The sequence below is a fragment of the Salisediminibacterium halotolerans genome (assembly GCF_003814815.1).
Classification (GTDB): domain Bacteria; phylum Bacillota; class Bacilli; order Bacillales; family Salisediminibacteriaceae; genus Salisediminibacterium; species Salisediminibacterium halotolerans.
The window spans coordinates 149824-164050 of the sequence record NZ_RKQQ01000007.1; the positions used below are offsets into that span (position 1 = coordinate 149824).

The window sequence follows — 14227 nt, forward strand, 5'->3', positions numbered from 1 at the left end:
AAATGCCGGAATTGCCTGAAGTAGAAACGGTCCGCCGAACACTGGAAAAATTAATTGTCGGCGAAACGATCGCGGCCATATCGGTCGGCTGGCCGAAAATGATCAAAAAACCGGATGATGTTCACGCATTTAAAGCGAGAGCGGAGGGACAGTCGATTTCTGCTGTGCGCAGACAAGGGAAATTTCTGTTGATTGATCTCGAGGACGATGTGCTCGTGTCCCATTTACGCATGGAAGGAAAGTTCGCAGTAAAGGCAGCTGAAGAGGAAATTGACCCGCATGTACATGCGAGGTTCACGTTTTTATCCGGGCAAGAACTGCGATATAAAGACGTCCGGAAATTCGGAACGCTGCACCTGTTTGCTTCCGGAGAAGAAGTCGGTAATGCTCCGTTGAATAAGCTTGGCCCTGAACCGTTTGACCTTGAATTCACGGCGGATTACTTGCTGAAAGCTTTGAACAAAACATCCCGGGCTGTAAAAAATGCCTTGCTTGATCAAGCATTAGTGGCAGGTCTCGGCAATATTTACGTCGATGAATCGTTATTTCATGCCCAAATACATCCACAAAGACGCGGGACTACGATTACAGCCGATGAAGCCGCCGCTTTGCACGCTGCTGTCAAAGCCACGCTTCAGCAAGCGCTCGATATGGGAGGCACGTCGATTCGGTCTTATTTAAACGGAGCGGGCGAAATCGGGTATTTTCAGCAGTTTCTGCACGTCTATGGACGGGTAAATGAAAATTGCCGGGTTTGCGGAACAGCGATCGAACGCTCCGTTGTCGGCGGACGCGGGACGCATACGTGTCCGGTCTGTCAGCCTGGCCTTTAATAAAAGGAGGCCGAAATTCATGATACTCGGACTGACCGGGGGAATAGCATCAGGAAAAAGCACAGTCGGAAACATGATGAAAGAATACGGGATCCCGGTTATTGATGCGGATGAAATTTCCCGCGCAGTCGTCGCTCCTGGCGAAGAGACGCTTGAACAGATCAAAACGCATTTCGGTCAGCGCGTCATTCATTCAGACGGGACATTGAACCGTGAAGAGCTTGGCACAATTGTTTTTTCCCGCCCGGAAGAGCGGGAGACGCTGAATGAACTTATTCATCCTGCAGTTCGCAAGCGTATGCAGGACATGGCGGAGGCAAAAAAACAAGCAGGCTACCAACTGATCGTTTTGGATATCCCGCTGCTTGTAGAAAACAATTTATTTTATTTAGTTGATGAAACAGTTGTTGTCTACGCCTCGCGGGAGATACAGAAAGCCCGCCTCATGGCGCGAAACGGCTATAATGAAGAGGAAGCGGAACAGCGGCTCGCTGCACAAATGCCGATCGACGAAAAGCGATCCTTTGCCGATCATATTATCGATAACAGCGGTTCGCTCGCAGAGACAAAAAATCAAGTCGATCAGCTTATCCGGGCGTGTTTAGATTAAACAGCTTATTGCATCAAAGACATTTCCTCCGTATACTGTTATACGGTATAATAACCTTAGCCGTTAATGTGCAGATTTTACAGAAGGTTCTCAAGCGATGGATCCCCCAGAAAATTTGCGCAGCAACTATGGAATTATCTTGTTTGAAGGGGGACTTAGTATGGATACGATGGGCCGACATGTCATTGCTGAATTATGGGAGTGCAATGAAGACAAATTAAACGATGTGCAGTCATTAGAGAAACTGTTTGTTGATGCGGCGCTTAAAGCTGGCGCTGAAGTGCGCGAAGCTGCTTTTCATAAGTTCGCGCCGCAGGGTGTGAGCGGTGTTGTGATCATCAGCGAATCGCATTTAACGGTTCACAGTTTTCCGGAGCACGGGTACGCGAGTATCGATGTGTTTACGTGCGGAGGTACGATTGATCCGCACACAGCAAGTGACTTTATCACTGCAGAGCTCGAAGCGGGACGTTCTGAAATTATCGAGCTTCCGAGAGGAATGGGCCCGGTTCATATTCAAAACCGTGATTCAAAAGAAATGAACAAAGCACCGTCATCATCATGACGGAAAACCCTCCTTCTGTGTATAGGAGGGTTTCAGTTTGTCAATCGTCGTTCAGACTGTAGACAGACTATATTTTTATGTCAGCCATGAATCCACTACTCTCCGCTTGCCCCGGGCAAGGACTCAGCTAGGATTCGGCGGCCTGAGGCCGCCGAATCCGGATCTTCGTCTCTTGCTTTCCCGGAGGCGTCGAAGGAGTGGATGCATGGCTTCTTTTTTATGAATACACCCGCTTCAAAAAAGAGGATGTCGCAGTGATACTTTCAGGTGAAAGAATCCGGACGATGCGGAGTCATCCGTTCCTTTTAATAGGACATCGATCGATGTCCTGACCTTGTCAACACTCTGAATACTCCTGCTTGGTGCAGGAGTGTTTTTGCTGATAAAATTAATTACGTTAGATTGCTTAAGGGCGCAATTATTGCTATGCTGAAAGGTAATAAGGTGGGATGAGAATGGGCATGAAAGAGACGCTAAAAAAAATATTTTCAACTTCTGCAGAAACGGGCGAAAAACACCCGGAGGAAAAATATCGCACGCGCTACTATAAAATCATGAAAGATAAAGCAATGCAAGAAATTCAAACGGTGATAAATAATAAATCGGGATACGACGTTACCTCGGTTTCTGAAGATCACGGGGAAATTATCGTAAATTTAAAAAAAGGCAAAAAAGCGTTTGTCGTTATTACTGTCATTATGGTGCGTCCGTACCGGACAGCCGTCGATGTGTCAGTATCAACGGAAACCGTATTTTTTTCGGATTTTGGGTTCAGCCGTAAAGTGATTGAAGATATTTATAATGAATTGGATCAGAAGATGACGTTTGTCGGCACAGGGCTGAGCGATGAATTAAACCCGATGTAACAACGATGGAACCGAGCAGATTGGAGATGAAGGAACAATGAAATGTCCGAGTTGTCAGCATAATGGAACGCGTGTGCTCGATTCACGGCCGAGTGATGAAGGGCGTTCGATTCGAAGGCGCCGCGAATGTGAGGAATGCGGGCATCGGTTCACGACTTTTGAACGGGTGGAAGAAACGCCTTTAATTGTCGTGAAGAAAGATGGGAACAGAGAGGAATTCAGCCGCGACAAGCTGTTGCGCGGGCTTGTGCGGGCATGTGAGAAACGTCCTGTACCGCTCGAGAAGCTTGAATGGATTACCGATGAAGTTGAACGGATCACAAGAAATCAAGGCGTGTCGGAAGTGAGCAGTACAGATATCGGCGAGAAAGTTATGGCGCATTTGGCAGATGTAGATGAAGTGGCTTACGTACGTTTCGCTTCAGTGTACCGTCAATTTAAAGATTTGAGTGTGTTTGTCGACGAATTAAAAGAACTGCTTGATCGCGAGAATGGCGGGAACGGATCTAAAAACGACTGATGAGAAACGTGTAAGTTTGTTTAGCAGCTGAATGAAAAGAACGGGTGAATGACGATGGAACATTGGAAAGAAATTCTCCCGGCGAATTATTACCGGGCTTATATAAACAGAAAACTTCATCCGGAAGACATCGAAGTCTTGACGCTGTTGTATCAGCCGCTTGTCGGCGCTGTTGCCTACAGCTTGTATATGACGCTTGTAACGGATGTTTCAAAACAATCGTCCCTCAGTGCAGAACGTTCACATAAATCGTTAATGTTTTTTACGGGACAAAACTTGAATGTTTTATTTGAAGAACGTAAAAAACTTGAAGCGATCGGTCTGCTTAGAGTATATCAAGAGAAAAGAGACGGAGAATGGCAGTTATACTACCGGCTTATGGCGCCGAAGACACCTGCGGCCTTTTTTGCCGATGAGCTTTATCCGGTTTTTTTATATAATAAACTGGGCAATAAAGAACAATACCGTGAGCTGCTGGAATATTTTCGTACGGAGCCGCCCGATATCAGCGGAGCGGATGAAATTACAAAAGGAATTGACGAGGTCTTTCAATCGCTGCAGCCTTCAGAAATGAAACGAAGCACTTCTGATATGCTTTCCTCCGAAGTCTCTTCGGTTCATCTGCCGAATAAAGAAGGAGAAGCGATGTATGCGTTTAAACATCCGAGCGCGTTTAATATTGAGAAAATGTTGGCGTTTTTACCGTCGTTTATAGATAGGGAGGCGCTTGAACAGCCGGACTCCCAGCGTTTAATTGAACAGCTGGCGTTTTTGTATAAATTGAGCAACGAAGAGATGGCTCAAGTGATTCAAGATTCAATGCTTCACAGCTCGACGTTTTCCGAAGATGAATTGAAAAAACAAGCCAAACGCAGATATCTTATGCACGAGGGCGAAAAGCCGCCCCGGCTTGGACTTAGAACACAGCCTGAAGAGTTCAGAACCGTCACCTCTCCTCCGCAAACGAAAGAGGAAAAACATATTCAATATTTAGAGACAACGTCCCCGATCGAATTTTTGGAGGATATGCAGCAAGGCGGAAAAGTGTATGAAGGTGAAATGGCGTTTGTTGAACAGCTGATTTTTGATTACGGATTGAACCCGGGCGTTGTCAATGCGCTGTTGGATTATATATTTATGGTCAACGATATGAAGCTGTCAAAACCGATGGCTTCGACGATTGCGGGCCACTGGAAGCGCAAAAAAGTTTCGACCGTCAAAGAAGCGATGGATCTCGCACGGCAAGAATACGAAAAACGCCAAGAATATAAACAAAAAAGTTCTTCAGCGCCGAAAGGGTCGGCAGGGCAGTTTTCCCGCAAACAAACGCCGGTTAAAGAAGAACCGCTGCCAAAATGGATGAAAGATGACTCTTGGAAACAAACGGATGAATCCGAAGAAGATATGACGAAAGCGAAACAAAAAGCAGCAGAGTATCGCGAACTGCTGAAAAAACGAAAACAGCAGCGAAAGGAGGACCATTAATGGATTCCTTAAATGCGTCATTTCGGCAGTTTAACGACGGCCGTTTTGAAGAGCGCTGGGAAGCCTTGCGGGAAGAGACGCTGAACGATCCGCGGGTCCGGTCGTTTTTAAACGCGAATCCGGAACTAAAAGGAACGCCGGCAGAAAACCGGCTGAACGAGCTTTACCAGTATAAAAATCAATGGCTCAATTGCGACCAGTGTCCGGGACTGGAAGCCTGTCCGAACTTAATTCAAGGTTATCAGCCGGAGCTGAAGATTTACCGCGGTGATATTCAGCTGCAGTATCATCCTTGTTCGCTGAAGCGAAAAGCCGATGAGCAAAAACGTCAAGCTTCATTCATTCAAAGTCTCTACATTCCTAAAGAAATGACAGAAGTCAGCTTTGACGATTTTCATGAAGATAACCAATCCCGCATGAAAGCTTATACGAGCGCGATGCAATTTTGTGCGGAAGTTGATCCCGGCAACAACGGCCGGGGCCTTTATATACACGGACCGTTCGGCGTCGGGAAGACTTTTCTTGTCGGAGCGATCGCCAATGAACTCGCTGATGCAGAAATTACGACGATGATCGTTTATGCGCCGGATTTTTTCCGCGAATTGAAAAACGGGATATCTGACGGTTCGTACCAGGATAAGCTCGATCATGTAAAGCGGGCGCCGCTTTTAATCTTGGATGATATCGGTGCAGAAACAATGTCAAACTGGGTGCGCGATGATATTCTCGGAGCGATGCTCCAATTTAGAATGATGGAGAAACTCCCGACGATTTTTACGTCAAATTTTGACCTTGATGAACTGGAAATGCATTTTGCCTCGACGCAGCGGGGCGGCGTGGAAAAAGTTGATCAGTTAAAAGCGAAGCGAATTATGGAGCGGATCCGCCATTTAAACGATGTTATTGATATGGCCGGAGAAAATAAGCGCGAGTTAAACAACTAAAACGTTGTGAAACTTTGCAAAATGTAAGCGAAAAAATTGCCGGATATGTTACGATGATGTGGAAGCCTTAACCGATAGAATGGGGGAAGACATAATGAGTATTGATCACATTCTCGATCGGGCCCGCCGAGGAGAGCGGATCACGGTCGATGATGCCATTGAACTTTACAAAAGTGACGAAGTGGAAAAAATCGGGGAAGTTGCGAATGAAAAAATGCTGGAATGGCACCCTGAGCCTGTGACAACCTTTGTCATCGGACGGAATGTTAACTATTCGAATCAGTGCGATACGTACTGCCGCTTCTGTGCGTTTTACCGGGCGCCGAATGCCGAAGACGGTTATGTACTCGATAATGAAGAGATTTTTAAGAAGATACAGGAAACGAAGGATGTTGAAGGAACAGAGATTTTAATGCAAGGAGGCACGAATCCGAATCTGCCGTTCGATTATTATACGAACCTTTTGCGTGAAATTAAAGAACGCTTCGATATTACCATGCACTCGTTTTCTCCCGCAGAAATATACAAAATGGCTGAAGTATCCGGCAAATCCTTAGAGCAAGTATTAATCGAACTGAAAGAAGCCGGCCTCGACTCGATACCGGGCGGCGGAGCAGAAATTTTGGATAATCGAACGAGACGCCGGATCAGCAGGTTAAAAGGGACGTGGCAAGAGTGGATTGACTGCATGAAGACCGCGAAAAAAGTCGGTTTGCACGGTACGGCTACGATGGTCATCGGGTTTGGTGAAACATATGAAGAGCGGGCGCTTCATTTGCAGCGCGTCCGGGATGCACAAGATGATGCGGCGCCGTTTCTCGCGTTCATCTCGTGGAAGTTTCAGCCGGATAACACGAACATGAAGGGCGAGCATATCACTCCCCGCGAGTATTTGAAAAACCTGGCGATTTCACGGATATTCCTTGATAATATTGCGAATTTCCAATCCTCATGGGTGACGATGGGTGCAGAAACCGGCAAACAATCTCTGCACTACGGATGCAATGATTTTGGCAGCACAATGATTGAAGAAAATGTCGTCTCTTCAGCCGGAGCGACAAATAAAGTTGATACGAAACTCATTCTTCGTCTCATCCGCGAGGCAGGAAAGACACCGGCACAGCGTGACACAAAATACAATACGCTCCGTGTGTTCGAAGGCGACGAGACCGTTGAAAATGATTTCGTCATGCAAAACTGACTGATGACTGAACCGGACTCTGCAGGGTCCGGTTTTTATTTGGCATCTTTTTTATAAAAAAGAAAATGTCTTGATTTTAACTGTGCGATTCGTTATAATTCTGTCTAGAATAATGAAGCGAATGCCATGAGACGGACAAGGGTCGCTGTGTGCAGCCTGTCAGAGAAGGGGATCAACGGCTGAAAATCCCCTGGCCAGCGCAATGATTCACCACCGTTTCGCAGCGCGGCGGAACATGTTCAAATGACCAGTATGCCGGGCCGTTTTTCCGCGTTAAGGATCGAATGAAGCTGTCTGCTGTCTTCAAACCGGACAGAAATCAGGGTGGAACCGCGATGTATTGCACTCGTCCCTCGTATACGAGGGACGGGTGTTTTTTTATTGCTTCAATCCAAAACTGTTTAAATGCGAAAGGAAACAAATAAAGGAGTGGAATTTATGACAAATCAAGACGGAAACGTCGTGCTGAGCTTTCCGGACGGAAGCGAACAAACATACGAAAAAGGCGTGACAACCGAAGAAATTGCGCAAAAAATATCGCCCGGCTTAAAGAAAAATGCTGTTGCCGGAAAATTAAACGGCGACCATATCGATCTTCGCACGCCGATTAACGAAGACGGTAAAATTGAGATTTTAACTTATGATTCAGACGAGGGATTATACGTGCTTCGTCACAGCACGGCTCATTTGATGGCGCAGGCGGTTAAGCGTCTTTTCAGCGATGTCAAACTCGGCGTCGGTCCCGTGATTGAAGAAGGCTTTTACTATGATATTGACATGCCGCACACACTGACGCCGGAAGATTTCCCGGCTATTGAAAAAGAAATGAAAAAAATCATTGATGAAAACTTGGAAATTAAACGTACAGAAGAAACACGCGAAGATGTTATCGCCCGCTATGAAGCGATCGGCGATGATTTAAAACTGGAATTGTTAGAAGAAATTCCGGCCGGCGAAACGATCAGCATTTATGAACAGGGCGAATTTTTTGATTTATGCCGCGGTGTCCATGTCCCGCAAACGAGCAAATTAAAGAAATTTAAACTGCTTTCGATTGCCGGCGCATATTGGCGCGGCGACAGCAATAATAAAATGCTCCAGCGCATTTACGGCACAGCCTTCCCGAAACAGCAGCAAGTGGATGATTATTTGCAGCTGTTGGAAGAACGAAAAGAGCGTGATCACCGAAAACTCGGGAAAGAACTCGGAATATTTGCTGTAAACCAGCAAGTCGGGCAAGGACTTCCGCTTTGGCTTCCTAACGGCGCCACAATCCGCCGGATTATCGAGCGGTATATTGTCGATATTGAAGAAAAACTCGGTTACGACCATGTTTATACACCGGTACTCGGCACTGTTGACCTTTATAAAACCTCGGGACACTGGGATCATTATCAAGATGATATGTTCCCGGTGATGGAAATGGACAATGAAGATTTTGTTCTTCGTCCGATGAACTGCCCGCATCATATGATGCTGTATAAAAACGAAAAGCACAGTTATCGTAATCTGCCGCTTCGAATCGCCGAACTCGGCACGATGCACCGAAACGAAATGTCCGGCGCGCTTGCCGGGCTGCAGCGTGTCCGGGCGATGACGCTCAATGATGCGCATATTTTCTGCCGGCCGGATCAATTAAAAGCGGAATTCATCCGGGTTGTCGAGCTGATCCAAGCTGTTTATGAAGACTTTCAAATTAACGATTATTATTTCCGGCTCTCTTACCGCGATCCTGAAGATAAAGAAAAATATGTCGATAACGATGAAATGTGGGAAAAAGCACAAAAGATGCTGAAAGAAGCGGTCGATGAAACCGGAATAGAGTATGTTGAGGCTGACGGCGAAGCGGCGTTTTACGGCCCGAAACTCGACGTGCAGGTAAAAACAGCGCTCGGAAAAGATGAAACGCTGTCAACGGTGCAGCTCGATTTTCATTTGCCGAACCGTTTTGATTTAACGTATGTCGGTGAAGACGGTCAAGATCACCGCCCGGTTGTAATTCACCGCGGGGTTGTATCTACAATGGAACGGTTCGTCGCCTTCTTGCTCGAAGAATATAAAGGCGCGTTTCCGACATGGCTTGCACCGGTACAGACAGAAATTATTCCGGTAAGCGACGTGCATCTTGACTACGTCGAGCACGTGAAAGAGCGTCTTACAAGAGCCGGTATCCGCGTGCATACAGATTTGCGCGACGAGAAACTCGGTTATAAAATAAGAGAAGCGCAAGTGAAGAAAATCCCTTACGTGCTTGTACTTGGCGATAAAGAACGTGATTCTGAGAGCGTGAATGTCCGCCGCTACAGTGAACAAGAAACAGAAGAAGTTCCGCTCGATTCGTTTGCAGAGCGGCTGCAGGAGGAAATACAGACGTACGGTAAAAAACAATGATTGACATGCTGCAGTAATGCGTGATATCTTGTTTAAGTGAACGTTATATCGGATTAAAAGCAAGAAGAAGCGCCCGCTTCTCACCTGACTGACTCAAGTTGGCAGGTTACGACCATTTTTTAAATGCAATCGAAGTGTGGGCGCACGTATGTGCCCGCACTTTTTTTACGTGTCGTGATGCTCGCCGGACCTATGCCAATCCGGCAAAACATCTTGCTTTGATCCAAAAAGATCATGGAGGTGGCTCAATATCAGTAAAGACATGTTTGTGAATGAAAACATTCGTGCGCGTGAAGTTCGTTTAATCGGACCGGACGGTGATCAAATCGGTGTAAAATCCAAGCAGGAAGCGCTGGAAATGGCGCAAAATGCAGATCTCGATTTGGTAATGGTGGCTCCGAATGCGAAACCGCCAGTTTGCCGTATTATGGATTACGGGAAGTATCGTTTTGAACAGCAAAAGAAAGAAAAAGAAGCCCGTAAAAAACAAAAGGTGATCACGGTTAAAGAAGTACGCCTCAGTCCGAATATTGAAGAACACGACTTTAACACAAAATTAAAAAATGCCCGTAAATTTCTTGAGAAGGGCGATAAAGTTAAAGCCGCTATTCGTTTTCGCGGACGCGCCATCACGCACTCAGAACTCGGAAGAGATGTTTTGATGCGTTTTGCCAATGAGTGTGAAGATCTTTCCACAATCGAACAAAAACCGAAAATGGAAGGCCGCAGCATGTTTTTGATGCTTGCACCGAAAACAGACGACAAAAAATAAGTTAATAGCACCATTTCATTTCGGCCGCAACGGCCGCACCTGACAACAACAACGATTACTACTGGACAGGAGGAAATTCATTATGCCTAAAATGAAAAGCCACAGCGGCGCTGAAAAGCGCTTTAAGCGTACAGGATCCGGCCGGTTGAAGCGTTCTCACGGTTTTACCAGCCACTTGAAACGCAACCAGTCACAAAAGCAAAAGCGCAAATTGCGTAAATCAGCACTTGTGAGCAAAAGTGATCAAAAACGAATTGACGACTTAGTTCAATAAACATCACGACCTATCAAATTGATTGAAGAGGAGGGATTACGATGGCAAGAGTAAAAGGCGGATACACTACCCGTCGTCGTCGTAAAAAAGAGTTAAAACTCGCTAAAGGATATACAGGTTCGAAGCACCGTTTGTTTAAAACAGCACGCGCGCAGGTCATGAAGTCTTATCAATATGCTTACCGTGACCGCCGTCAGAAAAAACGTGAATTCCGTAAGCTGTGGATTGCACGTATTAATGCGGCTGCCCGTATGAACGGTCTTTCATACAACCGAATGATGCACGGTCTGAAGCAGGCGGGAATCGATATGAACCGAAAAATGCTCGCTGATTTAGCAGTGCACGACGAGAAAGGCTTTGCTGAACTCGCAGAAAAAGCTAAAGCGAATTTAAAATAAGCGATCAAATACGGGCGGCGTCAAGCTGGGAAATACCTGCTTGACAGCCGTCCGTTTTACATAGCTGATTGACAAGAGAGCAGGTGAGGTCATGGTCATTGCGGTTACGGCCCTCTATGCAGGCTTTGTGAGTGTTATCGGGATCATTTTTATGATCGTCGACAAACGCAGAGCGGTCCGAAAGCACAAAAACCGAATTTCTGAACGAACGTTGTTGCTAACAGCTGCTTGCGGCGCTGCAATGGCTATGTGGTTAACAGGCCGGCAAATTCGTCATAAAACGAAGAAGCCTTTGTTTCGCTGGGGATTGCCGATTTTGAGCGGGGTGCATCTCGCAGCCGCCGGGACAGTTTATTTCAGCGGATAAGAATAAAGGATGAAAGGGGGAAAGAGATATGGATGAAATGAATCAATCGCTGCTCCAGTTTGTCGATGAGGCGGGCTGGCTGGCTCCGGTTATATTTATTCTGCTGCACGTATTTCGTCCGCTTCTCATGCTTCCGATCATCGTGTTATATATTTCCGGCGGCTTTTTCTTCGGGTTCATTCAAGGGACGGTTTATACGATGACAGGTTTGGCATTAATGAATGCGCTCTTTTATTTTTTCATCATGAAATTCCCCCGATTTCGGGCTTACTTGCGCAAGTTGAAAAAAAGCGTGTTTAACGACCGGAAAATGACGATCGGTCAAGTTAATATTTTGCGGATGATGCCGTTTATCCATTTTCAGCTTCTTTCGATGTACTTGCTGGAAATGACCTCTTCCTTTCGCGAATTTATGCAGTATTCCGTATACGGTGTCATCGCTCCGTCTGTGATATATACGGCATTCGGGGGCGTCTTAACAGATATGCCTTGGTATGTCAGCGGCAGTTTTTTCGCTGTTCTGCTCTTTATATTTTGGCTGTTTGGCAAAGAAGGGGAGTATCATCAACGGATCCCCGGCTGGTTTAACCGTTGGCAGGATGCCATGGCGGCACGCTTTCGCTGAAGATTTTCGATTGGCAATAACCGCGGGGCAATTATAACTATAAGAAACAGGGACGGCTGTCACACTGACAGACCGTCCCTGTTTCTTATGATTCCGGCGGATTTTTTTGCTGCAACCGTTTGACCCATTCTTTGACAGGGCTGCGCCATTGAATTTGCGCTTTTGGATACCGAAGCATCAACTCTTTTTCAATGAATGAAAAATCACGGATATTCATGCCGTGCAGCTCATCTACATCATCTGTCCACACCATGATCGTTGTCACTTCAAACGTATCGCCGGCAGTGCCGAGAAATTTTTCACCTTCAAATATGGCGCGGTTGTAAGTTAACAGCAAGTTCTTTCGAATATTATCTGGGTCATCGAGCACAAAGAAATCCCCTTGATTTCGCGCTTTTTCTAATTTGCGCGCAGGGTCAGCAAAGTATTTGACAATGCTGTATATTATGATCGAAACGGCAATGAACAGGACAAGGCGAAACAAGATAATATGGAACATGTATAACCTCTCCTTCAAAAGGATTTACGCGCCGGATATTCGTACAAGCGGTCATCTCTTACACTTACGTATCAGAATAACGATAAGTTTCAAAAATAAAACTAGCAAAAAATGTTTATTTTCAGTATAATGACCGAGTTAGATGAATTTCAAGAAGAAGGTGTTTTGTGATGAATGTACAAAAATTATTTACGATGCAAAAAGAACTTGATACTTCAATCCAACAAGGAAGAAATTTAGCAGGCGAGCCGCTTCTTGAGCGAAAACTGCTTGCGTTTCACGTTGAAACGTGTGAACTTGCCAATGAAACCCGCTGCTTTAAATTTTGGAGCAGCAAACCGTCCGCTGATCGTTCTGTCATTCTCGAAGAATACGTGGACGGGCTCCATTTCCTCCTCAGTGTCGGCTTGGAGTTAGGGTTTCAAGATGCTGTTACAGAAAGCAGTCAGCGTGTTCAAACAGCTGAAAAGCCGGTAACGAGTTATTTTCACACAGTAATCGATAAAATTGTTCAACTCCGTCAAGATCAGACTGCCGACACGTATGAGGAACTTTTTACCGCGTATTCAGCTTTAGCCGAGGCGCTTGGTTTTTCGCCGGACGACATCGAAGCGGCTTACTTCGACAAAAATAAAGTCAATTACCGCAGGCAAGAAGAAGGGTACTGAACTTTTATTGAGAAGTGCGCAATATTTTATTAAAATGAAACAAGAAGCGATCGATACGTAATAAGGAGGTCTTCGTTAATGGATGAAACGCTGAAGATGTTAAAAGAGCTGACAGATGCGAACGGTACACCGGGCAACGAGCGGGAACCGCGGCAAGTCATGCAGAAGCATATCGCTCCGTTTGCTGATCACGTGGAAACGGATCATCTCGGGAGTTTAATCGCGAAAAAAACCGGGGCTGCTGATGATGCACCTAAAATTATGGTCGCAGGACACTTAGATGAAATAGGCTTCATGGTGACGACGATTGATGAGAACGGCTTCATCAAATTTCAGCCGCTCGGCGGATGGTGGGAGCAAGTCATGCTCGCGCAGCGTGTGACGGTAATGGGGAAAAATGGAAACATCCCAGGCGTAATCGGTTCCAAGCCGCCGCATGTATTGGCTCCGGAAGCAAGAAAGAAAGCGATCGAAAAAAAGGATATGTTTATTGATGTCGGCGCGTCAAGTAAAGAAGAAGCGGAATCGTTCGGAATCAGACCCGGTGATTCTGTCGTGCCGGTGTGCGATTTTACAGTTATGAAAAATGAAAAGTACTTAATGGCGAAAGCATGGGATAACCGGATTGGCTGTGCGATTGCTGTAGATGTGTTACGGGCGTTAGCCGACGAATCTCACCCGAATACGGTTTACGGTGTCGGAACGGTTCAAGAAGAAGTCGGGTTGCGCGGCGCAAGAACATCAGCCCACCGTATTCAGCCGGATATCGGCTTTGGTGTGGATGTCGGAATCGCCGGAGATACGCCGGGGATTACCGCAAATGATGCGCAATCAAAAATGGGAGCAGGTCCGTCGATCATTATGTACGACGCTTCGATGATTTCGCATAAAGGTTTGCGCGATTTTGTCACGGAAACGGCTGATGAAAAAGAGATTCCTTATCAGTACGATGCGATGGCCGGAGGCGGAACGGATTCAGGTTCGATTCATTTAACAGCGGACGGCGTGCCGGCTTTATCGATTACGGTGCCGACGCGTTACATTCACACCCATGCGGCGATTTTGCACCGCGACGACTATGAGCATGCGGTGAAATTAATTACCGAAGTGATCAAAAAACTTGACCGGGACACGATTACACAACTGACATTTGATTGATCTTCGAGCCGCGCCGCTTATTCAGGCGCGGCTTTTTAATGATTAGGCATT

At 46.2% G+C, this 14227-nt stretch carries 17 protein-coding genes and 1 other annotated feature; of the genes, 16 read left to right on the top strand and 1 reads right to left on the bottom strand.

What is annotated here, in order from left to right; genetic code table 11:
• Positions 1-2 precede the first annotated feature (2 nt).
• The 14 genes from mutM to EDD67_RS12910 all read left to right on the top strand — a co-directional run bounded on the left by mutM (position 3) and on the right by EDD67_RS12910 (position 11851).
• Entirely contained in the window at positions 3-833 is an 831-nt protein-coding gene (gene mutM / locus EDD67_RS12845) for a DNA-formamidopyrimidine glycosylase (RefSeq protein WP_121438730.1), read from the top strand.
• A gap of 19 nt (positions 834-852) precedes the next feature.
• Complete coding sequence (gene coaE / locus EDD67_RS12850; RefSeq protein ID WP_121438729.1) at positions 853-1443, top strand: dephospho-CoA kinase; 591 nt, start codon at positions 853-855, stop codon at positions 1441-1443.
• Positions 1444-1603: 160 nt separating this feature from the next.
• Positions 1604-2008: an adenosylmethionine decarboxylase gene (speD, locus tag EDD67_RS12855; RefSeq protein WP_121438728.1), complete on the top strand. Its 405-nt coding sequence runs from the start codon at positions 1604-1606 to the stop codon at positions 2006-2008.
• A gap of 455 nt (positions 2009-2463) precedes the next feature.
• The gene (locus EDD67_RS12860; protein ID WP_093072885.1) at positions 2464-2874 is read left to right on the top strand and encodes a DUF1499 domain-containing protein; all 411 of its coding nucleotides are present in this window, start codon (positions 2464-2466) and stop codon (positions 2872-2874) included.
• Between the two features lie 37 nt (positions 2875-2911).
• Positions 2912-3394 carry a transcriptional regulator NrdR gene (nrdR, locus tag EDD67_RS12865; protein ID WP_093072886.1) on the top strand — a complete coding sequence of 161 codons (483 nt, stop codon included), beginning with the start codon at positions 2912-2914 and terminating at the stop codon, positions 3392-3394.
• A 54-nt stretch (positions 3395-3448) separates the two neighbouring features.
• Complete coding sequence (locus EDD67_RS12870) at positions 3449-4879, top strand: replication initiation and membrane attachment family protein (RefSeq protein WP_158638128.1); 1431 nt, start codon at positions 3449-3451, stop codon at positions 4877-4879.
• Positions 4879-5823 carry a primosomal protein DnaI gene (gene dnaI, locus EDD67_RS12875; protein ID WP_093072888.1) on the top strand — a complete coding sequence of 315 codons (945 nt, stop codon included), beginning with the start codon at positions 4879-4881 and terminating at the stop codon, positions 5821-5823. The genes EDD67_RS12870 and dnaI overlap by 1 nt, the downstream gene beginning before the upstream one ends.
• 94 nt (positions 5824-5917) lie before the next feature.
• Positions 5918-7024, top strand: a complete 1107-nt coding sequence (gene mqnC, locus EDD67_RS12880; protein ID WP_121438726.1) for a cyclic dehypoxanthinyl futalosine synthase — start codon at positions 5918-5920, stop codon at positions 7022-7024.
• Positions 7025-7462: 438 nt separating this feature from the next.
• The gene (gene thrS / locus EDD67_RS12885) at positions 7463-9415 is read left to right on the top strand and encodes a threonine--tRNA ligase (RefSeq protein WP_121438725.1); all 1953 of its coding nucleotides are present in this window, start codon (positions 7463-7465) and stop codon (positions 9413-9415) included.
• 55 nt (positions 9416-9470) lie between these two features.
• Positions 9471-9587: a sequence feature (ribosomal protein L20 leader region), on the top strand.
• A gap of 90 nt (positions 9588-9677) precedes the next feature.
• Positions 9678-10187, top strand: a complete 510-nt coding sequence (gene infC, locus EDD67_RS12890) for a translation initiation factor IF-3 (protein ID WP_121438724.1) — start codon at positions 9678-9680, stop codon at positions 10185-10187.
• Positions 10188-10269: 82 nt separating this feature from the next.
• Positions 10270-10461, top strand: a complete 192-nt coding sequence (gene rpmI / locus EDD67_RS12895) for a 50S ribosomal protein L35 (RefSeq protein WP_093072892.1) — start codon at positions 10270-10272, stop codon at positions 10459-10461.
• A gap of 41 nt (positions 10462-10502) precedes the next feature.
• On the top strand, positions 10503-10859 hold the full coding sequence (gene rplT / locus EDD67_RS12900) for a 50S ribosomal protein L20 (protein ID WP_121438723.1): 357 nt from the start codon (positions 10503-10505) through the stop codon (positions 10857-10859).
• 91 nt (positions 10860-10950) lie between these two features.
• Positions 10951-11226 (top strand): DUF1294 domain-containing protein, encoded by a 276-nt coding sequence (locus EDD67_RS12905; protein ID WP_121438722.1) that lies wholly within the window; start codon positions 10951-10953, stop codon positions 11224-11226.
• 28 nt (positions 11227-11254) lie between these two features.
• Positions 11255-11851, top strand: a complete 597-nt coding sequence (locus EDD67_RS12910; protein ID WP_222591963.1) for a TVP38/TMEM64 family protein — start codon at positions 11255-11257, stop codon at positions 11849-11851.
• Between the two features lie 85 nt (positions 11852-11936).
• On the opposite strand, the gene EDD67_RS12915 is transcribed toward EDD67_RS12910, so the two are convergent.
• Complete coding sequence (locus EDD67_RS12915; RefSeq protein ID WP_093072895.1) at positions 11937-12350, bottom strand: sigma-w pathway protein ysdB; 414 nt, start codon at positions 12348-12350, stop codon at positions 11937-11939.
• A 170-nt stretch (positions 12351-12520) separates the two neighbouring features.
• Here EDD67_RS12915 and EDD67_RS12920 point away from each other — a divergent pair, with 170 nt between their 5' ends.
• On the top strand, positions 12521-13018 hold the full coding sequence (locus tag EDD67_RS12920; RefSeq protein WP_121438721.1) for a dUTP diphosphatase: 498 nt from the start codon (positions 12521-12523) through the stop codon (positions 13016-13018).
• Between the two features lie 78 nt (positions 13019-13096).
• Complete coding sequence (locus EDD67_RS12925) at positions 13097-14176, top strand: M42 family metallopeptidase (RefSeq protein ID WP_121438720.1); 1080 nt, start codon at positions 13097-13099, stop codon at positions 14174-14176.
• The last annotated feature ends 51 nt before the right edge of the window (positions 14177-14227 follow it).

What these genes read in the sequence shown, in the direction of transcription:
- EDD67_RS12905 (WP_121438722.1), top strand. Translation starts at nt 10,951, where the DNA reads ATGGTCATTGCGGTTACGGCCCTCTATGCAGGCTTTGTGAGTGTTATC.
- nrdR (WP_093072886.1), top strand. Translation starts at nt 2,912, where the DNA reads ATGAAATGTCCGAGTTGTCAGCATAATGGAACGCGTGTGCTCGATTCA.
- EDD67_RS12860 (WP_093072885.1), top strand. Translation starts at nt 2,464, where the DNA reads ATGGGCATGAAAGAGACGCTAAAAAAAATATTTTCAACTTCTGCAGAA.
- mutM (WP_121438730.1), top strand. Translation starts at nt 3, where the DNA reads ATGCCGGAATTGCCTGAAGTAGAAACGGTCCGCCGAACACTGGAAAAA.
- EDD67_RS12870 (WP_158638128.1), top strand. Translation starts at nt 3,449, where the DNA reads ATGGAACATTGGAAAGAAATTCTCCCGGCGAATTATTACCGGGCTTAT.
- EDD67_RS12925 (WP_121438720.1), top strand. Translation starts at nt 13,097, where the DNA reads ATGGATGAAACGCTGAAGATGTTAAAAGAGCTGACAGATGCGAACGGT.
- infC (WP_121438724.1), top strand. Translation starts at nt 9,678, where the DNA reads ATGTTTGTGAATGAAAACATTCGTGCGCGTGAAGTTCGTTTAATCGGA.
- rpmI (WP_093072892.1), top strand. Translation starts at nt 10,270, where the DNA reads ATGCCTAAAATGAAAAGCCACAGCGGCGCTGAAAAGCGCTTTAAGCGT.
- coaE (WP_121438729.1), top strand. Translation starts at nt 853, where the DNA reads ATGATACTCGGACTGACCGGGGGAATAGCATCAGGAAAAAGCACAGTC.
- mqnC (WP_121438726.1), top strand. Translation starts at nt 5,918, where the DNA reads ATGAGTATTGATCACATTCTCGATCGGGCCCGCCGAGGAGAGCGGATC.
- speD (WP_121438728.1), top strand. Translation starts at nt 1,604, where the DNA reads ATGGATACGATGGGCCGACATGTCATTGCTGAATTATGGGAGTGCAAT.
- rplT (WP_121438723.1), top strand. Translation starts at nt 10,503, where the DNA reads ATGGCAAGAGTAAAAGGCGGATACACTACCCGTCGTCGTCGTAAAAAA.
- thrS (WP_121438725.1), top strand. Translation starts at nt 7,463, where the DNA reads ATGACAAATCAAGACGGAAACGTCGTGCTGAGCTTTCCGGACGGAAGC.
- dnaI (WP_093072888.1), top strand. Translation starts at nt 4,879, where the DNA reads ATGGATTCCTTAAATGCGTCATTTCGGCAGTTTAACGACGGCCGTTTT.
- EDD67_RS12915 (WP_093072895.1), bottom strand. Translation starts at nt 12,350, where the DNA reads ATGTTCCATATTATCTTGTTTCGCCTTGTCCTGTTCATTGCCGTTTCG.
- EDD67_RS12920 (WP_121438721.1), top strand. Translation starts at nt 12,521, where the DNA reads ATGAATGTACAAAAATTATTTACGATGCAAAAAGAACTTGATACTTCA.
- EDD67_RS12910 (WP_222591963.1), top strand. Translation starts at nt 11,255, where the DNA reads ATGGATGAAATGAATCAATCGCTGCTCCAGTTTGTCGATGAGGCGGGC.